15 protein-coding genes and 1 pseudogene are annotated in these 23,857 nt (G+C 49.1%); 3 read left to right on the top strand and 13 right to left on the bottom strand.

Annotated elements, in window-relative coordinates; all coding sequences use genetic code 11:
* Positions 1 to 201 precede the first annotated feature (201 nt).
* Genes bglX through ABUA47_RS03410 form a run of 3 tightly spaced genes read left to right on the top strand, consistent with a single transcriptional unit; the run spans position 202 to position 4,820 of the window.
* Positions 202 to 2,538 (top strand): beta-glucosidase BglX, encoded by a 2,337-nt coding sequence (gene bglX, locus ABUA47_RS03420; RefSeq protein WP_035447730.1) that lies wholly within the window; start codon positions 202 to 204, stop codon positions 2,536 to 2,538.
* Positions 2,539 to 2,577: 39 nt separating this feature from the next.
* A complete protein-coding gene (locus ABUA47_RS03415) occupies positions 2,578 to 3,441 on the top strand; it encodes an endonuclease/exonuclease/phosphatase family protein (RefSeq protein WP_008662722.1) in 864 nt (287 codons plus the stop codon).
* Positions 3,442 to 3,485: 44 nt separating this feature from the next.
* Complete coding sequence (locus tag ABUA47_RS03410; protein ID WP_035447069.1) at positions 3,486 to 4,820, top strand: glucoamylase family protein; 1,335 nt, start codon at positions 3,486 to 3,488, stop codon at positions 4,818 to 4,820.
* Between the two features lie 87 nt (positions 4,821 to 4,907).
* Here the strand turns inward: ABUA47_RS03410 and ABUA47_RS03405 are convergent, their stop codons facing one another.
* The 13 genes and pseudogenes from ABUA47_RS03405 to ABUA47_RS03345 form a co-directional block, all read right to left on the bottom strand.
* Entirely contained in the window at positions 4,908 to 7,439 is a 2,532-nt protein-coding gene (locus ABUA47_RS03405; RefSeq protein WP_349831420.1) for a TonB-dependent receptor domain-containing protein, read from the bottom strand.
* Between the two features lie 150 nt (positions 7,440 to 7,589).
* On the bottom strand, positions 7,590 to 8,885 hold the full coding sequence (locus ABUA47_RS03400) for an MgtC/SapB family protein (protein WP_005830344.1): 1,296 nt from the start codon (positions 8,883 to 8,885) through the stop codon (positions 7,590 to 7,592).
* A 34-nt stretch (positions 8,886 to 8,919) separates the two neighbouring features.
* Entirely contained in the window at positions 8,920 to 9,387 is a 468-nt protein-coding gene (locus tag ABUA47_RS03395) for a CYTH domain-containing protein (RefSeq protein ID WP_005834595.1), read from the bottom strand.
* A 19-nt stretch (positions 9,388 to 9,406) separates the two neighbouring features.
* The gene (locus ABUA47_RS03390; protein WP_005830349.1) at positions 9,407 to 9,541 is read right to left on the bottom strand and encodes a hypothetical protein; all 135 of its coding nucleotides are present in this window, start codon (positions 9,539 to 9,541) and stop codon (positions 9,407 to 9,409) included.
* An 80-nt stretch (positions 9,542 to 9,621) separates the two neighbouring features.
* The gene (prfB, locus tag ABUA47_RS03385; protein ID WP_005830350.1) at positions 9,622 to 10,737 is read right to left on the bottom strand and encodes a peptide chain release factor 2; all 1,116 of its coding nucleotides are present in this window, start codon (positions 10,735 to 10,737) and stop codon (positions 9,622 to 9,624) included.
* A 114-nt stretch (positions 10,738 to 10,851) separates the two neighbouring features.
* Positions 10,852 to 11,604 (bottom strand): carbohydrate-binding family 9-like protein, encoded by a 753-nt coding sequence (locus tag ABUA47_RS03380; RefSeq protein WP_008662718.1) that lies wholly within the window; start codon positions 11,602 to 11,604, stop codon positions 10,852 to 10,854.
* Positions 11,601 to 13,001 carry a family 10 glycosylhydrolase gene (locus ABUA47_RS03375; protein ID WP_008662717.1) on the bottom strand — a complete coding sequence of 467 codons (1,401 nt, stop codon included), beginning with the start codon at positions 12,999 to 13,001 and terminating at the stop codon, positions 11,601 to 11,603. Before ABUA47_RS03375 ends, ABUA47_RS03380 begins: the two co-directional genes overlap by 4 nt.
* Positions 13,002 to 13,006: 5 nt before the next feature.
* On the bottom strand, positions 13,007 to 14,233 hold the full coding sequence (locus ABUA47_RS03370) for a DUF5009 domain-containing protein (protein WP_008662716.1): 1,227 nt from the start codon (positions 14,231 to 14,233) through the stop codon (positions 13,007 to 13,009).
* Between the two features lie 11 nt (positions 14,234 to 14,244).
* The gene (locus ABUA47_RS03365) at positions 14,245 to 16,695 is read right to left on the bottom strand and encodes a glycoside hydrolase family 9 protein (protein WP_035447731.1); all 2,451 of its coding nucleotides are present in this window, start codon (positions 16,693 to 16,695) and stop codon (positions 14,245 to 14,247) included.
* Between the two features lie 85 nt (positions 16,696 to 16,780).
* Positions 16,781 to 17,866 (bottom strand): M57 family metalloprotease, encoded by a 1,086-nt coding sequence (locus tag ABUA47_RS03360; RefSeq protein ID WP_227186670.1) that lies wholly within the window; start codon positions 17,864 to 17,866, stop codon positions 16,781 to 16,783.
* A 128-nt stretch (positions 17,867 to 17,994) separates the two neighbouring features.
* Positions 17,995 to 19,596 (bottom strand): SusD/RagB family nutrient-binding outer membrane lipoprotein, encoded by a 1,602-nt coding sequence (locus ABUA47_RS03355; protein WP_005834583.1) that lies wholly within the window; start codon positions 19,594 to 19,596, stop codon positions 17,995 to 17,997.
* Positions 19,597 to 19,611: 15 nt separating this feature from the next.
* Entirely contained in the window at positions 19,612 to 22,701 is a 3,090-nt protein-coding gene (locus ABUA47_RS03350) for a SusC/RagA family TonB-linked outer membrane protein (RefSeq protein ID WP_005830357.1), read from the bottom strand.
* An 854-nt stretch (positions 22,702 to 23,555) separates the two neighbouring features.
* Positions 23,556 to 23,857: pseudogene (locus ABUA47_RS03345) on the bottom strand (long-chain fatty acid--CoA ligase); the annotation flags it as partial.

Genomic DNA, 23,857 nt, shown 5'->3' with positions numbered 1-23,857 from the left:
GCACAACAGTTGCAGTGTCGCTGCACAACAGTTGCAGTGTCGCTGCAAAGCAGTTGCAGTAGCGCTGCAAATTGTTTGCAGTATCACTGCAGAGATATTGCAGCACCGTTGCAAAGAAGTCATAGCGCCACTGCAATAGAGTGACGGCAATCTAAAAACAATGAAGGGAACATACTTACAAACAATTAATTCAATATGAATATGAAGAAAATTTTCAAGAGAACAAGTCTGCTGCTCGCAACCGCTTTAATAGGTGGCACCGCCACCGTGCAGGCGCAGAAATCTCCGCAGGACATGGACCGCTTCATCGACGCACTGATGCGCCGGATGACTGTGGAAGAGAAAATCGGCCAGCTCAACCTGCCCGTGACCGGAGAAATCACCACCGGTCAGGCAAAGAGCAGCGACGTGGCCAAGAAGATTGAGCAGGGGCTCGTGGGAGGGCTTTTCAATCTGAAAGGAGTGGCCAAGATACGCGACGTACAGAAACTGGCCGTAGAGAACTCCCGCCTGGGCATCCCCCTGCTGTTCGGCATGGATGTGATACATGGCTATGAGACCATCTTCCCCATCCCCCTCGGCCTCTCCTGCACGTGGGATATGGCAGCCATCAGGCAGTCTGCCCGCATAGCCGCTACAGAAGCCAGTGCCGACGGCATCTCATGGACCTTCAGCCCGATGGTGGACATCAGCCGTGACCCGCGCTGGGGACGTGTATCCGAAGGTTCGGGCGAAGACCCGTTCCTCGGAGGCGCCATCGCCCGCGCCATGGTGTTGGGGTATCAGGGAAAAGACCTGAACGACCAACTGACACGGAACGACGAAATCATGGCATGCGTCAAGCACTTCGCACTGTACGGTGCCGGAGAAGCCGGACGCGACTACAACACCGTAGACATGAGCCGCAACCGCATGTTCAACGAATACATGTACCCCTATGAAGTAGCCGTCCGCGCCGGAGTGGGTAGTGTGATGGCCTCCTTCAACGAAGTGGACGGCGTGCCCGCCACCGCCAACCACTGGCTGATGACAAACGTGCTACGCAAACAATGGGGCTTCAACGGTTTTGTGGTGACCGACTTTACCGGTATCTCCGAAATGGTGGAACACGGAATCGGCAACCTGCAGACCGTTTCCGCTCGTGCGCTCAACGCCGGTGTGGACATGGATATGGTGAGCGAAGGTTTCGTGGGCACGTTGAAAAAGTCGCTCATCGAAGGCAAAATAACCATGAAGACACTAGATGCAGCCTGCCGCCGCATCCTTGAAGCGAAATACAAGTTAGGGCTGTTCGATGACCCTTACAAATACTGCGACCTCAGCCGTCCCGCACGCGACATCTTCACCCGCGAGCACCGCGCCGCTGCCCGCCGGATTGCCGCCGAAAGCTTTGTACTGCTGAAGAACGAACCTTTTGAGGGACAAGGCAAGCAGTCTTCTCGTCCCGTCCTTCCCTTAGAGAAGCAAGGCACCGTCGCCGTCATCGGCCCCCTGGGCAATACCCGCAGCAACATGCCCGGCACCTGGAGCGTTGCCGCACGCCTGGACGACTATCCCTCTCTGTACGAAGGATTGAAAGAAATGACAGCCGGCCGGGTGAACATCACCTACGCCAAAGGCAGCAACCTCATCGGTGATGCAGCCTACGAGGAACGCGCCACCCTATTCGGCCGATCGCTGGGCCGGGACAACCGTACGGATAAGGAACTGCTGGACGAAGCTTTGAAGGTGGTCTCCGGTGCCGACGTGATTGTAGCCGCCCTGGGCGAGTCTTCCGAAATGAGCGGTGAAAGCTCGAGCCGTACCGACCTCGACATCCCCGACGTGCAACGCACCCTGCTGGAGGCCTTGCTGAAGACCGGAAAGCCCGTTGTACTAACCCTCTTCACCGGCCGGCCGCTGACGCTCACCTGGGAGCAGGAACATGTGCCCGCCATCTTGAACGTATGGTTCGGTGGCAGTGAAGCGGCATACGCCATCGGCGACGTACTGTTCGGCGACGTGAACCCAAGCGGTAAGCTGACCATGACTTTCCCGAAGAACGTGGGGCAGATACCTTTATTCTATAACCACAAGAATACCGGTCGCCCGCTGGCTGCCGGCAATTGGTTCGAGAAGTTCCGCAGCAACTATCTGGATGTGGACAATGAACCGCTGTATCCCTTCGGATACGGACTCTCATACACCACTTTCCAGTACAGCGACATCGCCCTCAGTACCCCGGTCATGGGACAAAATGGCTCCACCACTGCCGTAGTCACCGTGACCAATACCGGCAAGCGTGACGGCGCAGAAGTCGTGCAGCTCTATATCCGCGACCTCGTAGGCAGCATTACCCGCCCCGTACGCGAGCTGAAAGGCTTTGAAAAGGTGTTCCTGAAAGCGGGCGAAAGCAAGACCGTATCCTTCAAGATTACCCCTGAGCTGCTCCGCTTCTACGACTACGACCTCAACCACGTGGCCGAGCCGGGAGATTTCGATGTGATGATAGGTGGCAGCAGCCAGGCAGAAAAGACAGCCCGACTGACACTGAAATAAAATAAAATATTTAATATTGCACTCTAAAAACAAGAAAACATGAGATATACTACTTTACTCCTTTGTTTTTGCAGCATTCTGCTCCTTGGCAGCTGCAAGAGCCAGCCCTCCGCACAGAACGGACAGCCGCTGGAAGTGATGACGTTCAATGTCCGCCTGGATATTCCTTCGGACAGTGTAAACAACTGGAATTACCGCAAGGGTGACGCCTGCCGTATGATAGCCTACTACAGCCCCGACTTGCTGGGCATGCAGGAAGTGCTTCACAACCAAATGGAAGACCTAAAACGCGGGCTGCCGCAATACACAGCACTCGGTGTGGGGCGCGACGACGGCAAGGAAGCAGGCGAATACTGCCCGATATTCTTCCGGACCGACCGGTTTACACTGGTGGAATACGGCAATTTCTCCCTCAGCGAGCAACCCGAAACTATCGGCATCAAGGGCTGGGACGCTTCCTACAACCGTGTCACCACCTGGGCGATACTGCAGGAAAAGAACAACGGACAAAAGTTTGTATATTTCAACACCCATCTGGACAACGACGGAAAGACAGCCCGCAAAGAGGGCGTGCAACTCATTCTCGACAAAATCAAGGAGATAGCACCGGACATGCCCGCCATCATCACCGGTGACTTTAACTGTACGCCCGGTGAAGAACCTCTGCAAACGCTGGAAAAGGGAGGAATGGAAAATGCCGCAAAGACAGCTGCCGTCACCTACGGTCCGTCCTGGTCTTTCCATGACTTCGGCCGTCTGCCGGTGGAGGAACGCGTACTGCTGGACTATGTCTTCGTGACCAAAGGCGCAAAGATAGACCGCTACCGCGTTATCCAAGACAAACCGGAGAACAGCTACCTTTCCGACCACTGTCCTATACTTGTTGAATTGACCGTGCAATGAATATAGATAAGTAAATGATAAAAAAACAAGTAAGCATTGGTACAATGAAAATACAATACTGTTTATTATTGTTCCTGCTGTTGCTCGGTTTCACGCAATGCAAAAGCCCCGCCGCCAAAGAAGACCGGCTGAGCGACGATGCCCTGATGGACACCGTACAGCGCCGTACCTTCAACTACTTCTGGGAAGGTGCCGAGCCCAACAGCGGACTGGCACGCGAACGCATCCACATGGACGGTGTCTATCCGGAGAACGACCAGAACGTAATCACGTCCGGTGGAAGCGGCTTCGGCATCATGGCTATACTTGCCGGTATAGACCGCGGCTATGTCACCCGCCAGGAAGGGCTGGAACGAATGGAGAAAATCGTCTCCTTCCTCGAAACCGCTGACCGTTTCCACGGTGCCTACCCACACTGGTGGTATGGCGATACGGGCAAGGTGAAACCCTTCGGGCAGAAAGACAATGGCGGCGACCTGGTAGAAACAGCCTTCATCATGCAGGCGCTGCTCTCCGTCCACCAGTACTACATCGACGGTTCGCCCGCCGAGCAAGCCCTCGCCGCCCGCATCGACAAGCTGTGGCGCGAAGTGGACTGGAACTTCTACCGCCAGAACGGCCAGAACGTGCTCTATTGGCACTGGAGTCCGGAATACGGTTGGGAAATGAACTTTCCCGTACACGGTTACAACGAATGCCTCATCATGTATATCCTTGCCGCCGCCTCGCCTACCCACGGCGTGCCTGCAGCAGTCTATCACGAGGGCTGGGCGCAGAACGGGGCCATTGTAGACCCTCATAAAGTGGAGAATATCGAGTTGCATCTGCGCTATCAAGGCACAGAAGCCGGACCGCTCTTCTGGGCACAATACTCGTTTCTCGGCCTCGACCCCATCGGGCTGAAGGATGAATACTGCGCCAACTACTTCGACGAGATGCGTAACCTGACGCTTGTGAACCGTGCCTACTGTGTCCGCAACCCCAAGCACTACAAAGGTTTCGGGCCCGACTGCTGGGGACTGACAGCCAGCTACTCCGTCAACGGATATGCCGCCCACGCTCCCAACGAACGCGACGACCAGGGAGTCATCTCTCCAACTGCCGCCTTGTCATCCATCGTCTATACCCCGGAACAGTCGTTGCAAGTGATGCGCCACCTCTACGAGATGGGAGATAAGGTCTTCGGCCCCTATGGCTTCTACGATGCTTTCAGCGAAACGGACAACTGGTATCCGCAGCGCTACCTCGCCATTGACCAGGGCCCGATAGCCGTCATGCTCGAGAATTATCGGTCGGGACTGCTGTGGAAGCTCTTCATGAGTCATCCGGATGTGCAGAAAGGGTTGAAGGAGTTGGGGTTCTCAACAGTCAGCAAGTAACTTACTATCATAAAAAATCCCCTTCTGAAACTTGTATTCTCTGATGAATAGCGAGGTACAAGTTTCAGAAGGGGATGTATTTACAACCTATTCACCGCCGCCACCGGAACCACTGCCACCGCTCTTCACATCATCATTGCTGATGGTACGTGCAGCTTTCTTCACGCTTGCCTTCAGCTCACCGATGCGGTAGCTGACACTTACGCCGAAGCGTTGGCGGCTGTACTTATAGTTGCTTTCGCGTACAAAGCCGCTGCCTTCGGTGGTGGAACTCTGGTTCATATACTTCTTGAAGAAATTGCTGGCAAAGGCAGACAAGGTGAGGCGCTTGTCCAAGAAGGACTTGTTGACGCTCAAGCCATAATCAAAGAATCTGCTGCCCTTACCTTGCAGCATAATCCACGGCGTCTGTCCGAAGACATTCAGACTGATGCGCCAGTCATGGGGCAGCGTCTGCTGTGCACCGCCGTAGGCAAAGAGGCTCCAGCCATCGTTACGCATGCCTTCACTGCCCTCCAGATAAGAGTAATTGCCGCTCATGTTCATGTAGATACGTGTACGTGGAGTGGCATTCCAGTTGACGTAACCGTTCACACTGGCATAACGGGTCTTGCCGATGTTGGCATAGGTAGAATAAAGCACATCCTTGCCCGTGGGGTTCTTCAATCCCTCAATCTCCGTATCGGGCATGAGCCTTGTCACATTCTCAATACTGTTGTTGGTAAACGAGTAGCGGGCCGAGATATTGATATTGAACTTCTGTGTGAAGTTACTGTAACTCAAGTTGAAAGCATGGCTCTTCTCACTGTCCAGCTTCGGATTACCCTGGCTGATATAGGAGGGGTCCGTATCATTCAGATAAGGATTCAGAGACCAGATTCCCGGACGATAGATACGCATGTTGTACCCCAAACGCAGATTGGACATATCCGTCAGCTTGTAGCCGATAGAAGCGGAAGGCACTACGTCGTCGAAGTTCTTTGTGAAATCCTCGCCGCGGCCCACCAGATACTTCACATCTTGGATGGTATGCTCGTAGCGTAATCCCAAACGGCCCGAAAGTCTCTTCACCTTCAGTCCATATCCCAGATAGGCGGCGATAATATCGTTCAAATGCTTGTAGTGTGAGCTCTGGTCCTTGTTGTATTCATACTTTCCGGTATCGTCCGCATCAAAACGGTCGTCTTCGGAGGAGTTGTTGCGCAGAATGTACTTGGCACCTGCCTCCAATGTATGCAGCTTGCCGATAGGCGTGGTATAGTCGGCCTGGAACGTATGCTCCGTGGTATTCTGATCACCGTCGTTATGCTGGTTCTTCAAACGGTTCAGATAGTCTGCCCAATCGGGGTTATAGCCATTGTCTATTTCATATTCCGTATAGGAATCCGACGTTTGCGGACGGGTGTTTATCTTGTAGGAGAACGTCAACATGCGGTCCTTGACCTTGAACAGACGCTGGTAGTCGATACCTCCGTCGATAGAATACCAGGAAGACTTGCTGCGGTTAAAGGCAGAATAACTGTAAATGGGAGCAGCATTTATGTTCTCTGGAAAGGTGGCGATGTAGTCCGTAGAGCCGTTACTCTTATTCCCACCGCCCCAAAGTCCGAAAGACATGGTAACCAAGCGTAATGTATCTATTTCGTAGCTGGCCTCCATGCTGCCCGACTGGAAAGAACCGTGTCCCTTGTTGCTGCCGTCATAGTCCAGATTGGAAGAATTCTCCGTAACAGCTTCCGGTGTCACGTGCTGGCTGCCGCTGCTGTAGTTGCGGGGCTGGTCGTTGTAATTGTAATTGTAGCGGGCGCTGACGGTCAGCTTTCCGCTCTTTATGGTACCGAATGCCCCGCCGCCTGCACCGCGGTTGCTGACATTGGCACTGAACGTAGCCGTATAGCCTTCGAGTCCGCTGCCCACGGTGACGATGTTCAGAATACCGCCCACACCCTCGGCGTCATACTTGGGGCCGGGATTGGTTATCACTTCAATATGCTTGATACTGTTTGCAGGCATACTTTTCAGCACTTCCGTCGGGTTGTTGCTCATCATGTTGTTGGGCTTTCCGTTGACATATACCTTAAAGCTGCTACTCCCGTTCACCTGAATATTGTCCTCGCCATCCACCGTTACCAACGGTACCTTGCGAAGCATTTCCAGCACGGAGTTCGACTGGGCGTCAGGGTCATCCTGCACATTGTACTCTATCTTGTCGATATCTGCCTTCACCAGAGGCTTCTGTGCCACTATTTCCACCTGCCCCAGCTCATTGGAGGCATCTACGATATACAGCGTGCCGAAGTCCACCAGCTTCTCCCCTGCCTTCACAGAAAAGTCCTTCACGATGGGAGTACGTCCCACGGAAGTGATGGTCATCACGAAGTTGCCCGTACCGGGTACTTTCTCCTGGAACTGGCCTTTCATGTCCGTTACCAGCATTTTCAGCGCCTTTGCAGGGGCCTCTTTCTTCACGATTTTAATGGTAGCATAAGGTTCACCCTCCTGGGTGAGTGAGTCGAGCAAAATTCCTTTAACCTGGAAAGAAGTGTTTGCCGTGTTTTGCGCTGCAAGCAGTCCCGAAATCATCAGCATCCATAGCAGCACAGTCCATTTTGTTCTCATTGCGTTTTTATATTTAGTGACTATTCATGTTTATTGTCTTGGTATTAGACGTTTCCCGTTCGAGTTTTGTCACAATGAATTCGGCAAAAATAGCCCCTTTTTCATGCATTTACGAGACTTTCGGAGTTAAAAAAGCAAAAAGAAAGCAATTTAGAGAAAATAGAAGAAAAGTAACAGACAGATATTTGCGGCAATAACAGAGCCGAATCCCCCCAATATCCACGGCCGCAAAGGGCTTTTTCCACCGGCAAAGAATAACGCGTAGCACATGTTTACCGCTATATTGCTGACAATAGCCTGCATGCTGCAAGCCGTAATCACCAGCACCGCCACACTGCCCGTTCCTTGAAGCAGGTTCAGGATGAAAGGAGTAATGTCACTGAACCCCGAAATGAAAGAGAGCAAGTTCAGTCCACCCGTGCCGGCATACACCAGCGTATAGTGGGTCAAGATAGTGAACACCACAAACAGCATGGCAAAAATCAGCGCTACCTTGAACTCCAACGGATTACTGCTGTCCTCGTCCTCCGTGGTCTGCGTGCCGTCGTCCACCCGTTTCCGCTTGGAATGCAGATACCATGCCACGGCAGCCGTTACCACCGACATTATCAGCAGGTAGGGATAAATGGCCAGTAGCGTCTCCCGGCTGAAAATACCTATCAATATCAAGAAACGGAGGAACATCATGCTGACCGCCAACAACATGGCCGCCACATATTCGGGAGCATCCTGCACAGAAGCCTTACGGCTCTTTCGCGCCAGTACGGAAATGGTAGCCGTGCTGCTGTACAAGCCTCCCACGATGCCCGAAACCAGAATGCCCGACTCATGGAAAACGTAACGCTTCAACAGATAAGAAAGGTAGGAAATGCCCGATACAACCACCGTGGCCAGCCAAATACTGTATGGCGTCAGGTTGATGCCGGGAATAAGATTCTCATTGGGCAGCATCGGCAGGATAATGCCGCTGATGGCAAGGAACTTGGCAAGCGTAATCATCTCGTCGTTCTTCATGCGCTGGGCCAGTTCCGTGAAGGTGTGTTTCAGCTCGGTGAAGAGCAGGACGGTCACTATGACCATGACGTAGAACCACGACGGCTGCGTGGCCACAATGGGAGCAATACAGTAGGTGATGAGTGCAATAATGATGGTGGTTACTCCGAACACATGGTACTGTGACTGCTTCACATAATAGTTCAGTCCGAGCAGCAGTCCCAGAATGGCTCCTCCTCCCATGAACAGACGATAGCCCGTAGGGTCGAGGATATAGAGCAGATAGCCCAGAATGCCTATAAAGGTGAAGGTGCGGTCGGTACCGAAAAGCGTAGTTTCCCCTTCGCGCTTCAAGCTGATTTTACGCTGTGAAAGCCCGATGAGTAAAGAGAATACAGTGACCAAAAGGAAGGTGACCAGTTCTCTTGGCAGGTAGTCGTAAAGTTTCTCCATGACGATTAAACAAGTACGGCACACAATTGGTTTGCTACCACGTGGTGAAAGGGTGTTTCATCAGTTGCGAGTTATAGTAGCGGACATCTCCCGTCACCTCCCGTCCGATGAATGCAGGTTTCACGAAAGGCTCGTCTTCCGAGGAGAGTTCCACCTCGGCCACAGTCAGTCCCTCATTCTCGCCATAGAATTCATCCACCTCAAAGACGTGCTGTCCGCTGCGCACCAGGTAACGGGTCTTGTCGATGATACCCGGTTCGCACAGCTTCAGCAATTCCCGCGCTTCGCACAGCGGAATTTCCTTTTCCCACTCGTAGCGGCTGGTTCCCGATTCATTGGATGCACCCTTGATGGTGAGAAATCCCCGTTCATCGCGGATGCGCACCCGTACTGTCCGTCCACGTACACTGCTGATGTATCCTTGTACGATACGGCTGTGTGCATACGCTTGTGGCTTGTATTCTCCCGTCACGAGGAATTTCCGTTCTATCTCCTGCGGCATGTCGTTTCCAGTGATTTTATCAGCCCCAGTAAGAGTAAGCCACAAACATGGCGATGACCAATACAATGGCTATTACTCCCATCGTCATCATCACTTTCTTGGCTTGTTGCTCTTCCTTCTGGCTGTGCATTGCTTTCTTTTTACTTTTTCCCATGGTGTGTTTTATAGTTTAAAGTTCAACGATGAACAAAGTAAGAAGAAATTCGGGAAGAATGCAAATGAAAGGGAGAAAATTTATTCGCCACTTCCTGCAAACTCCATCAGGTAAGCTTTGATAAAGCCGTCTATCTTTCCATCCATCACACCATTCACATCACTGGTCTGGAAGTTGGTACGGTGGTCCTTCACGCGGCGGTCGTCGAAGACGTAGCTACGAATCTGGCTACCCCATTCGATTTTCTTCTTACCGGCTTCCACCTTTGCCTGCTCGGCCATGCGGTGTTGGAGTTCCTTGTCGTAAAGCATGGAACGGAGAAGGCGGAGAGCGTTCTCGCGGTTCTTGGGCTGGTCTCGTGTCTCGGTATTTTCAATCAGGATTTCTTCCTCTTCGCCCGTATATGGATCCTTATACTGATAGCGCAGACGGACACCGGACTCTACCTTATTGACGTTCTGTCCACCGGCGCCACCACTTCGGAAGGTATCCCATGACATGCGGGCAGGTTCGATGTTCACCTCAATGGTATCATCTACCAAGGGAGTGACAAACACGGATGCAAAAGAAGTCATACGCTTGCCCTGGGCATTGTAGGGCGAAACACGCACCAAGCGGTGTACACCGTTCTCACCTTTCAGGTAGCCGTAGGCATAATCGCCGGAAATCTCGATGGTACAAGTCTTGATACCTGCCTCGTCTCCTTCCTGCAGGTTGGCGATGGTGGCCTTATAGCCGTGAGTCTCGGCATAGCGCAGATACATACGCATCAGCATGCTTGCCCAGTCCTGGCTCTCCGTACCACCGGCACCAGAGTTAATTTTCAGCACACAGTCCATCTGATCGGCTTCCTCGCGAAGCATATTCTTGAGTTCGAGGGCCTCGACAGCAGTGATTGCCTTGGCATAGGCATCGTCCACTTCCTCTTCAGTCACCAGTTCGTCTTTGTAAAAGTCGAAAGCCAGTTGTACCTCGTCAGTCAAGGTCTTTACCTCATTGTAGCCGGAAATCCATTGCTGCAAGCCTTTCACTTTCTTCATCTGAGCCTCGGCAGCCTTCTGGTCGTCCCAGAAACCGGGAGCCTGGGTGCGGAGCTGCTCTTCTTCCACCTGTATCTTCTTTCCTTCAATGTCCAGATAGCGATTCAACGCCTCGGTACGTTCTTTGATATCTTTCAGTTGTTCTGCGGTAATCATATATGCATTTACAATTTAGGAAGTGCAAAGGTATAAAAAAACACATAATTCCGCAATTGTCAATCCAATAAGTAATGCTAACGGCAAATGATTCCACCAGAACACCCTAAAGATTTATTCAAAAGACAAGGTGCCGAAAAAGGCCGGACAGTGGAACATGGGGCGTTCCAGCCCGATAGGACTCCAAGAAAGGAAGTGGGGAGTCTGGAGTTTGTCACCACACTTGTAGAAATTCCCTTTCATTGTTTTTCCGTCCAGAGAACCGACGGAATGCTGGAAGAAAACGGAAACGGGAATAACCATGGCCAGTTCCCATCTGCACTCGCCCAAACGTTCCTCGAAAGGTTCGCCGCCCAACGAGCTCCAACGTTTCACCATGCCCAGCACCTCCTGACTCGCCGTAGGACGGCGCTCATTGACTGCACCTCCCTGAATCAGCAGCCTGCCGGCGCAGTTACATTCGAAATTGTAATAGCGGTCGTCACCTTCGGGAGATACGAAGAATTCCACACAAGCATCTTCCCATACCCGGCCATTGTCTCCGGAGGCCACTGCACGCACACTGGCTTCCTTCACTTTGTAGTGGAGCAGGATTTCGCGCCCCGTATGGGCTATGCGGAAACTCACTTCCGGCTTGTAGGGATAATCTTTCCAGTTGACCACATCAAGGGGCTGAAACTCTATCCCGTTCCCGTCCAGCAAGGACGGCACAGCCCCACCTTCCGGTGAAGCCGTACACATTACTTTCCTTACGGGCAAACTCTTTCCACTCTGAGCATTGCAATAAACCATGCCTACCATCGAAAACACAAAGAGCAGAAAGAGTTTGCTCCCGTAATCTCTCACTATCATAAAACGTCCTTTCATTTCTTAGAAGAATCCTTGTCTGCCACTGTCACATCCCATCCGGAAACGACATCGCCGTAAAGATAGAACGTCACGTCAAAAGTAGTCTTGCTATTATTGTCTACCACCTGATAACAGCGCGTTGCGTCGTAGGAATCCACCTCCTTGTACTCGCCCAATGCCAGCGGAGCCGGCTCTTCCTTACCGGCAGCCGTGGCTATGATTTGCTGCATGCGTTCCTGCATCAGTTTCATAATGCCTTCGTGTTTGAACGGATCCGGTTCGGCCACCTTAGGATAGGTTGCCTTTATCACTCCACCGTTGGCGGCACGCACGGCTCTGACACTGTCCGTATAAGCCTTGAACTGCTTCTTCACCTCCGGAGAACGCAGACCGAGCATCGTAAACACGGCAATTCCCTGGGCGCCGTTGTTCAAGGCGGCATCCATGCACTCAAACATCATCGGCCCGTCCGTGGCGGTCATGCCACAATACAGCGTCGTCATGTCGTTCTTGTCGCGTGCATTCTCCACCGTACAGTCGGAAATGAAGCTGGCATCGCCCGTATAGAAAGTATGGTAAACCATCGGGAATACAATGTCAAGATTCCATTTGCCCCAGTCCTGACGTACCATGCGCGAGGACATCTTCGGAGTAGGGAACGGAGAGGCAGCCATTGTCTTGCCGTAGGAGTGTACCACTTCGGCAATCATATTGGCCACTTCGGTTATCTGGTCGCAACGGAACTGACGCCACTTCACATCAAGCGAAGGGTCTTCCTGTTCGCGAGGGTCATAACCATGCTGCTCCTTGAACTTCTTGAGCATTTCCGGATGATAGCCGTAATCCCATGCAGCGTATTCACGGTCCTGCACAATGCCGTAGCGAGGCCACAAGGTAGTAGGAAGCACCACATCCACAAAACGGTGGTAGTCGATGGCAATGCCGTTCAAACCTTCCACTTCGCAATAGGCCTTGATTTTCTCCTTGATGAACTCACGGACTTCGGGCAGTGCCGGGCAAAGGAATTTGTAATAGCCTACGTAGGCGGTAGTGTCTGCCAGGCTCTTGCCGTTACGGTTCACACTGAACCATTCGGGATGTTCTTTCAATATTTTGTCACGGTCGTGTTCCAGATTCATGGTCCATAGCCAGGCATACACTTCGATTCCGTGTTTATGGGCAATCGGTATGGCTACCCGGTAATCGTCGGGAGTCGGTGCATTCAGCATGATTCCGTCCATGCCGATGTCGTTCATCACTTGGCAAATGGAGTCGAAGTTCATACCGGGACGATAGTCCAGCCACGTCCAGAACATGGGATATTCTTTGTTTGTCTCTTTAGTTCCCTGCTGGCACGAAAACAGGCCCAGCGCCAGGAACAGCAATAAGAATGCAGGTAAAAAGTTCTTTTTCATTCTATCTAAATTTTAAGTTTAACGTGCAGTTTTTCCATCACCCAGGTAACGCCGATTACCACAAAGGCAAAGCAGAGGCAATTGACCAGTCCCATGAATCCATGCGTAAACCAGTCCGGCAGGATAACACCGGTCACATCGGCGAATCCATAAAAGACATAAGGCACCAGATAGGTAGTCAGCGTAGCCGTTCCGGCAGGGCGTATCAGATTGAACCAGCCCGTGACCTGATGACTGACCAAGCAGCCAAGCACCGTATAGAGTGCCACGGAAATGGCAGTTACATAGAACACCCAGGGAGGAGTGCCGCCTATCTTGGCTACAATCCAAAAATGATGCGCCCCTATCCCGGCCAACAGAAGCAGGACAGCAGCCGTCAGCCCGTTGCGAAGTTTCCAACCGTCACCCTTGTCGGCATAGCGGGCACTGAGAATGGAAAGGATGATACCTCCCATTGTAAATGCGGGCAAAGCTCCGTTGCCGATGTGCAGGATGCCCAGCATACCTTGATAGAAGTTACGTTCGGGAAAGGTAAGAATGGCCTCGCCGCCAAAGCTTTCGCGCAAAGGCGTGCCCAACAGACATATCAGAATGAAGACTCCCCAGATGGGCAGCAGATACTTCAACCGGTCACGGCTGAAGAAATAAATCACGGCACATACCAGATAAGTCCAGCCGATGGATCCCAATATTCCCCAATAAGCCCCGAATACACCTTCCTGCGGATTGCGGAAGGTAAAGGCAAGGTAGAGAAGAACCAATACGCCGATTATCTTGAAAGCACGGAAAAGGTTCTTCTGAGTACCGGAAGCCGGTTTCGGATATTGGTTCCACACGCCGATAAAGCCTATGGCCATCAAGAACCAGTATACCCCTATCGGATAGGGAGCTTCCGGTGAAAGCCGGAACTCCGAGTTTGTGATGAATGCCCCCATCACCAGCAAAGCAAAGGTGCGGGAAAGGATATGTCCTAAGGTGGATTCTGCCGAAAAGCCTTTGGCATATCTGCGTTCGATGGCGTATGGTATGGACATTCCCACTGCAAACAAGAAGCAGGGGAATACAATATCCGCCAGTCCCATAAAGTCTTCACCATAAACGGCATGTTCCAGCCAATGGGGTACGTCATGCACTTTCCAGAAGTCATTGACGAAAATCATGGTGAACATGGTCAACGCCCTCAGCATGTCAATGGCCGGATTGCGCCGTGAATAAACAGTCTTGTCACTCATATCATCTTGCTTTAGAATTCGGAAACCAACATCAGCCATCTGGCAGCCGAAGAGCCCCAGACTTCCTTATAAGTAGCCGTATTGAACTGCGGCCAGTAGGGAGCATCTTCATTGAAATAAGACTGCATACCTACGGGTATCTCTCCTACCGTTTCTCCAGGCAGTGCCGTATAGAGCTGCGGATAGTTGCTGCCCTCCCCATAAATCATGGACTGTCCGAAAGGATTCCTGCCTACAACCCAGAAGAGCTGCTGTTCGGCAATGTCTTTCAGTTCCTTGTCCTTCAACACTCTGGCGCAGATGGCTGCTGCTTTTCCGGTAGACAAATGTACGGCAATATTTCCTTTGAACGAGAACCAGACGGGGAATATACGCAAGTAATGCTCCTTATCCAGACGGATACCGTTCTCGAGCTGTTCTTTGAAATCCTTCGCAGCACCACTGCGAATGCCTACCTGGACGGCGTAGAAGTTGACGGAGTCCTTCACTTCATCCTTGTGATAGATGCCGCTGGGCACCATTCCATAAGGATATACATACTTCATGATGTTCTTCAGATAACCGCCATAGAGTTTCATGGCACGAATCCACTGCTCATACTCGGCATGACGGGGCTGCGTTTCGCAGAGGGCGGCAAGGGCTTCCATGTAGGCATAATCGCGAGACTGATGAGTATAGTGTACAATGGACTTCTTTGCCAAATCGCGATAGAAGAAGCCACAGGTCTTGTCTTTGTCTTTCAACGGTTCGGTGCGCTGGCACTGCAAGGTGTAGCGGATGGCTTTTACAGCCTCATCGGCATACTGCTGTTCACCGGTCAGCTTATAGAGCATGCTGGCCGCCCATGAGATGTTGGCGTGGTACTGGCTCTCGGATGCCATGGCGGCATGTCCCCCACCCTTTTTTATCAGCTCGGCAAAGCCAAGTTCGTTGAAGCGCTTCATGGCATAGCCGAAGTCTTCCTTTGCAATCTTTTTCAGATTACCCTTAAGCGCCTCGTCATTTTCAATCCTCATGGAGGCATACGCTTCAATTCCTGCAAGCAGGAAATTCTCCAAAGCTCCGTTATGGACAAGCAGTTCGCGGCGACCGGCATCATCGTCGGTGCCCACCTTACCGTCGGTCCATAGGTTGGTGCCCCATGTCTGTGCACGGTAGCCATCGCCCAGACGGGTCTTCATCACATAGTCCATTCCCCACAAAGCCTCTTCCATCAGGCGGTTGTACAAGTCTACATTGCCTTTTTCTTTGGCACGTTCGGCCATCAAGAGCAAGGAATAGGCTATCTCTCCCGTCTGTAAGGTCTGTTGGGACATATCGGCGGCATCGTGCCATCCTCCGTTTATAGGAATGATATGTCCGTTGTAAGTGGCATGCAGGTCATTATGACAAGCCCCGTGCTTTCCGGGAACGGGATAACCGCAACGCTCGCAGAACAGGAAGTTCACCATACGCCAGGCAGAATCATCCCACACATCCTGATGGATATAGAAAGGCAAGGTGGTGACATCCCCTACCTGAATGACGTAACGGCCTTGTGTCTTGAAGTCCGAGAAGTCTATTGTCTCGAACTCTCCCAGGCCGGTCTTTTCCTTACGAACGGGACCGGTATAAACAATGGCCTGCGTAGCGGCATCCTTCAACTGGAACTGTCCGCCGTGCTTTTCCACATTGACAATGGCGCTTTTGGGGCTCTCTATACTATAACCGGTAGTAGAGAAGATGATGCGATTCTGTGCAGGCATCCAGCCTTTCACGGTTTCCGGGTTCTCCACCTTCTGAAGTTCCACGGCATCTACATCGAAGCGAAGGAAGTCGCCCATAGTACGTTCTTTGCCGAACACTTCGATGGCAAATGAAATCTTGGTTACCTTGTCGCGCGCCAGTCCGGACATCTCGACGAAGCATTCGTTCCATTGGTTATTTTTCAGATTGATTTCGTGGTAGCCTTCCCGACCGTAAATGTCGGGTACTTTTATTTCTCCGTCATTCTCCACATAAAGGTTGAGGTAGATGCTGCGTGCTCCTTCGCACGTGGGATAGATATAGAACTTCAGGCGGTTGTAACCTTCCCAGTTCACACCTCCTATATCATAAGAGGCCATGCAAGTGCCGCGTCCCAAACCCCAGCCAAGAATCTTCTCCGGATGGGCGGGAGCTTCCAGACGCAGACTGTGCTTGCCGGACTTGCTCCGTTCGTCAGTCAAACCAATCTTACCGATGCCCTTATGCGACCATTTGGAGAAATCCTCCATATCACACAGCATCACGGTTTCCAACACTTTCTTTTTCAAGCCGAATGTTTCGAAAGCCTTTGTCTCGTCGAGCGGTAACGGACTGTGCACGTAGCCCGTGCTGACGATGTCGGCTTTCAACTTTTCATCTACCTGGGCATGAAGCAAAACGCAGCAACCGATAACTAAATCAAAAAGCAAAAAGATAAGTTTTATTACATTCTTCATCATATTATAATTATTAAGTTATAAGGTGATTAAAGCATAAAGGAGAAGAAAATTAGTACAAATATATGAGGAACTATGCCTAATCTCAATTTTCAACAAGTCTTTGAATAGTTGTTTGAGTGGCATACTCTCTACTAATACAATAAGTTTCTCCATATACAGTAGTAACATATGCCCTAAGTTCAGAAGTTACAGGACTACCAAAAATAACTTTAGCAGCATCTCCTTCGGAAGCAAGCAAAAACATGCCTGTAGTCCCCCATTCATATTTCAGAATAGGGTGATTGCCGACAACACGTACCATATACACGTCAACTCCAAAGCGCTTTACCTCTGTTGGGTAATTAACAAAATCTCCTTCAAAAAATCGAGGATACAAATAACTTATCGCTGATTTATCTCCCTCACTAAACCCAGACCATTGATATTCGGCAGTTCCTCCATTCATCACAGAATAGGGATCTGAATCAAAAGTTCCAGTAATACCATTGGCCACAGATTCACCCAATGATTTCCAATTTGTATGCCTTAGTCCGAAGCAATGTCCCAACTCATGTACCATATTATATATCTTCTGAAGTCTTGGAATGGTTTTGTTATAATCATAATCCAAATTTATCCAAATAGAGGAACCTGGTTTTCCATTCATAGGCCAAGAGCCTGCCGCAATAGTATTGTTCGGTAAAGGAGTGCTAGCATCACTACGGATGAGTATATCCGGATTGGCAGCTGTAGTATAAGTCATTTTAAGGTTACTAAGAGGATTCCACAGATTGATGGCTTCCTGTATTTCATCTCGCCAATCATCCACACCTGATGCAGGTATCGAGCTATCAACACCAACGGTAATTGCTCTTTGTTTGGGGTGACCAATTAAACCGGTAGTATGATAAGCCTGCCTTGTTTGTGGTTGACTATAAGTGACAAGTTTACTTTTTTCAAGGTATATATCACCTTGAATAAGATAACCTGACTTCAACTCTACCACATCTAAAGTATCGAATCCAAGTGATTGGATTATACACATACCATCTTCTATTGAAACGCTTTGCTGTTCTTCTTGTTCTTCAAAGTCAACAGTTTCCAACTCATTATAACAAGCGCTCATAAACATTAAAAACATAGAATAGCATAATATAAACAAGCCATTCACGAGATATTTTGAATTCATAATAATCAATTATTATATTAAACAAAAAATACATAAAGGGAAATATGAAATATGTTTTTCATACTTCCCCTTAAAAAAACATGCTTCAAAAAGTCCTCATCACTTAATCTCTATGATAATAATGCGGATTAGAAGTTCGGTTTATCTACATCCCAGAAGATGCGAGTACCGCCATTGTCCGGTCCGCCCAACATTTCGACGGCTTTGGCATAACCGGTAGGATTATTGCCTTTTTCATTGATGGTGAAGGGTAAACGGCGTGGGCCAAGATCTGTATCAATCTCACCTTGACTGTAGTTCACCATTACCGGGAATAATTTGGGATAACCAGTGCGACGTATCTCAGCCCAGCCATTCATACCTTCAGGATAAATAGCAATCCAGCGTTGTGTGGCAATCTTAGCAAATTTTTCCTCGTTACTCAAAGACTCGTCCCATTTAGCAGTCACCTTGCTCTGGCCTTCAATGCTGGCAGCGGGAATAACGGGGTCTACATACGCTGCAGCAGTAGTCGTACTGCTTAAATAATCGCCCACAGCGGCTCCCCATTGTTCGAACGATGTCCGTATACCCTTTTCATACAAGCTCTGAGCGGTGCCCTTACCATTTACATCCCAACCACGCAAAGCAGCTTCGGCTTCCAACAAAATGGTTTCGGCAGCAGTTGCCAAAATAGCAGGAGAGGTTTCTGTCAAGTTGGGTCGACTTACAATCGCCTTATAGGCATCCGAAAACCCTTCTTCTTCCAGTCCTTTAATACCAAGACGAATACCAAAATATTCACTCTTGCTGTTCTGTGTAGCATACTTATCAAGACGCGCATCGCCCATACCAGACAAGATAGAAGGAATATTAGCGCCTAAAACACCATCTCCATAGTTGAATGCAATACCGTAAAGCGGATTGACATAACCGTTTCCTGCAATGCCGAAATTAGCATCATTGGTTTCAATCAATCCATTACTATCGTTCATGGCAGCTTCCGCCTCACTTTTTGCCCAAGCAGCATCATACTTCACAATACGCATGGCCAAACGCAAACGAATGGTGTTACACAACTGCGCCCATTTGTTCAAGTTACCTCCATAGGCATAATCAAACATCATAAACGAAGCCACATCCTTTTCTTTAGCAGTACGCAGCACGTCTGCAGCTTCTTTCAATTCTTCAAAGAATTTTTTATAAGCATCCTGTCCTGAATCATACTCACCACCAGTAGCCGATTCGCCATAGTGAGAATAGATAATACATCCGTATTGGTCGGCAAGACGCGACATAGCTATTACGCGGCAGATGGTATTGATAGCCTCGAAATGGGCATACGTCTCCATATCGTCTTTGCACTTGTTGGTGATTTTCAAGCTTTCCACCATTACGTTTCTATAAGCATAATCCCAACAGTTGTCATTCCATCCTGCATTCATGGCATAGGTCACATTACTTACATTGCCGGCAAATGCAGTAGCCGTACTGATATAGCCTGACCACAAATCGGCATTCAAATTTTGAATAAGCTGATATTCCCATACATTGACACCTGCATTTTTATTATAATAGATAGACTGCATCATGGGAATGAAGTGCATACCAATGTAGTTGTTATCTTGTTTTAGTTCTTCATCGCTCACTCCCTTCGGATTAGTGTTCATATCCTCGAACGCTCCCGTACATGCCGAGAATAAGGTAGCTGCCAGCAGCGCTACAGCTGTAAGTCTAAATATATTTTTCATAATCATATCTACTGTTTAAAAATTAACTTTCAAGTTGAACCCAATCGAACGGTTGGTAGGCATACCAAACACATCAACTCCTTGCAGACGGTTGCTGGTAGAAAGCATGCCATCAGGATCATATGGAGCATTGTTCTTGAAGAAGAACAGGTTGCGGCCTACAAGTGAAACCTGTGCGTTCTTAATGACACCAGTCTTTGCCAACCAAGCCTGAGGCAGACTATAGCCAATGGAAAGTTCGCGCAAACGTATGTTGGTAGCACTGTACATATAATGCTCGGTCACACCCGCACGGCCACCAACCTGATTATAGAAGCCTTCCACATCTGTAATTTGACGGCCTTCCAGCATCACGTAACCACGGTCACGAGCATCACCCGTTGCCTTGCTTACTCCCTGCTGATCGAGGTCGGCTTCCGTCAAAGACATCACTTCACCTCCAAAACGTCCATCAATCAAGAAGTAAAGAGAGAAGTCCTTCCACGTGATTGTATTGCTCCACCCCAAGTTAAAATCAGGAGTAGAATTACCCAGTTTCACCGGATTTGTCTTGTCCACCAATGGAAGTCTATCACTATCTTTTTGTCCTTCTTTTGCAGGTTCATACTGAATATTGCCTTTTTCGTCACGTACAAAAGTAGTACCGTAAATGTCACCAAACGAACCACCTACTTCTAAACGACTCCATACATTGTTACTTTCGCCACCGCTAAATGTAAAATAACCAAAGTCATCACCAGCCAGTGCCTTTGCTTCGTTCTTATTGGTTGCAAAGTTAACACCGGTTTTCCAGCGGAAATCCTTAGTCATGACAGGAGTTCCATTCAACATAACTTCGACACCGGTATTCTGAATATCACCGGCATTGATGTAATATCGGGCGTATTGTGAACCTGACGGAGCATCCAACGTAAAGAGTTGATTCTTTGTATTAGTCTTATAATAAGTGAAGTCGAACTCCAAGCGGCTATTGAAAAAGCGCCACTCAGTACCAAACTCAATGGAAGTAGTCATTTCCGGTTTCAGTTCTGCAAACGGAGCTGTACTGTTGAAATTGATGCTACCACTCTTTGTAATGGAGTTGAGAGGATTTGAAGTATAAGTATTCAAACCGTTACCCACCTTCGACCATGCACCGCGAATCTTACCTAAATCAATCCAAGAAGGTAATTTCAATGTTTCGTTCAGCAACCATGTCACACCTACTGACGGATAGAAAAAGCCTTTGTTTTTGTATTTGGTAAATGCCAATGTTGAAGTCCAGTCGTTACGTGCTGTCACGTCCACATAAATCTGATCTTTGAAGCCTACCTGACCGGTGAAGAACACACTCTGGCTTTGAGTATGGGTTTTCCAATCGGTCAATGAGCCCTTGTTCAAGGAGCAGTTCTGCATAGTGAATACGTTGGGCACAGAGAGTATACCCGGATAGGAATCGAAACCTGTACCGTTTCCTGTATAATCGTTGATGCTGGCACCTACCGAAGCATTGACACTGAAGTTAGTGAATTGCTGTTGATAAGTAAACAAAACATCCCCATAAGAAGAAAGGCTACTTGATTCACCGTAGATGTAACGACCGTTAGTTCCTGTTCCAGCCGGATTCATACCACACAACACCGGGCTGGTACCTGCATACATACGTGTATTGTTCTTGTCTACAACATAGTCGGCACTACCACGAGCCTGTATACTGAACAGGTCATTGAACTTATACTTCACACTCAGATTCAACAATGTACGATAACGGGTATCCTCATTCGGAACCTTATTAATCAACCAATAGGGATTCTGCTCCATATCAGTACCTTGAGATTTATACCAGTTCTGGTCCATTATGTTACGACCGGCATTAAGAATCTGATAATTATCTTTGTAGTAGTTAAAGTCCTTTCCACCTTCAACACCACCACGCGGGAAGTGATAAAGACCTACCAAAGGATTCATGTAATAACCTCCCGAAGTAGTACGGTTGTTCCCCCTTTGATACATCGCATTGATATTGGCATCAACAGTCAGTTTGTTATTGAGGAAGTTGGCAGTTTCGCGAAAATTGAAATTATGCTTCACCAAGCTATTACCTTCCACCACGCCCTTGCCGTAAGTATTAGCATAGGAAAAGTAAGTTTGCATAGCTTGCGAACCCATGCTCAACGAGAGCGAGTTGATAGTAGTGACACCTGTTTTGAAGAAATCGTCTGTATAGTCGGGACTACCTTTGATATCACTGCCCCAACTGGTTGACACACCCGTATAGTGATTCTGGAATTCGGGAATACCGTATGCAGCTATATCGAAAGTGGTGCTGGTATTGAAACTGATACTGGCGCGTCCTTCCTTGCCCTTCTTAGTGGTAATAATCACCACACCATTGGCAGCCGAACTACCGTAAAGTGCAGCTGCGGCAGGGCCTTTCAATATGTTCATGCTCTCAATATCATCGGGATTCAGATTGGAAATACCGTCGCCACGGTCGTAGTTACCACTGTCGTTGTCTCCGCCGATAGTAGTTGAGGTATTTTCGTTGGTAGATGAACCGAACGGTACACCGTCTATCACATACAACGGCTGGTTACTTCCGCTTACAGAACGGTTACCACGAATAATCACTTTAGAAGAACCTCCCAAACCGGAAGAACTCTTATTAATCTGCACACCTGCCGTCTTACCGGCCAATGCGTTCATCATATTGGGGTCTTTCACGCGTGCCAATTCATCACCGTTTACTACCTGAGTAGAGTAAGTCAGTGATTTTTCTTTCTTTGCGATACCCAATGCCGTTACCACCACTTCATCCAGCAGCTTGGCATCATTCTTTAATGTGACTCTTATCGTCCCCGGAGTGATGGGAACTTCTTGTGTTATCATACCTACGAAAGACACTTGCAGGATTTTCGCACCTGCGGGCGCATCTGTAATAGTGAATTTGCCGTCTAAATCCGTTACGGCTCCGGTAGTGCTTCCTTTTACCAATACGGAAGCTCCGATAATCGGTTCATTGTCCTCAGCTGAAATAACGATACCGGTAATGGGGGAATTTTGGGCTGCTACCCAACCGATGGCTGCCAGCAGGCAAACCAAGGTCAGCATAATTCTTTTTTTCATAAGCTGTTTTTCGGAAAATAAATATTAGATTAAATGTGTGTTAAGTTAATAAACAGATTCTGATGGGGTCTGTCTTTCCGATTGACAAGCAGGGTTGAATGTCAATCTCATTTGTTTCTTTTTGTATGCTACATAGGCTATTAGAATGTTACGGTTAATACTCGAGCTTATTAAAATGTCTCTTATTCTGCAGATTTCTTTTTAAGCTTCGTATATAAAACCGGGTAGAGAACCGCAACCCTATCGAGAAACAGAAGTTTCTTTGCTAATAAAAGTTAATCGGGTTCGGAAGAAGAAGGAAAAACTAATACGATTTTCTTAATGTTGCCCTCACCGGTGTTCGGTCTGTCCCGTTCCCTTGCTTTCTCTTGTCTCGTCCCCTTCTTTCTCTTGTTGTGTCCGCTTCTTTGTCTTATAGAGGCTTTGAGTTTCTGAGCGGCTCACTATAGTGGTCTGACTCGTTCACTATAGTGAATGGAGTTGTTCACCATAGTGAGCTGATTTGTTCACCCGAGTGAGCCGACAATGAACAAAGGCTGTTTCGGGGACAGACACCAAGCGTTTGAGGGATAAAGCAACGGGGAAAGACGGACTGAACAAGGGGAGCGTTCCGGACTACGTGCTTGAATCCCGTGACAGATGACAGACGGTTCTTCCCCTTTATCTTTGAAGAAGCTGTTTTGAAATGATAAATCCCCATTTATCTACCAGGCTGTTTTTTAAGCCTAACTAACGTGCACATACTCGAGAGTCCTATCTGCCAAGGGCAAGTCCATACATAAAACAAACCGTCCGGCCCGGAATGAAAATAATTCACTCCAAGTCGGACGGTTCAAAAACAAACAAATGGAAATCTATTCCTCGTACATCTTGTCAATCAGCCCCTTGTAGTTCTTTGCCACTACAGAGCGTTTCAGCTTCAGCGTGTTCGTCAGCTCGCCACGCTCCATGCTGAACGGTTCGGTCAGGAGCGTGAAGCGCTTCACTTGCTCATAATGGGCAAATTGCTGCTGCAAGGTATCGATACGGGCACGGAACAACGCCTGTATCTTGGGATGTTGCAGTAACTCATCCATATTGCTGTATGCAATGCCTTTCTCCTTGGCATAATCCTTCACAAAGCCATAAACGGGAACTATCAAAGCGGAAACAAACT

The sequence above is a fragment of the Bacteroides sp. RTP31139st1_H2_RTP31139_211217 genome, from assembly GCF_040227615.1.
In the GTDB taxonomy this organism is placed as follows: Bacteria; Bacteroidota; Bacteroidia; order Bacteroidales; family Bacteroidaceae; genus Bacteroides; species Bacteroides uniformis.
This window is presented reverse-complemented; position numbering and strand designations above follow the sequence as displayed.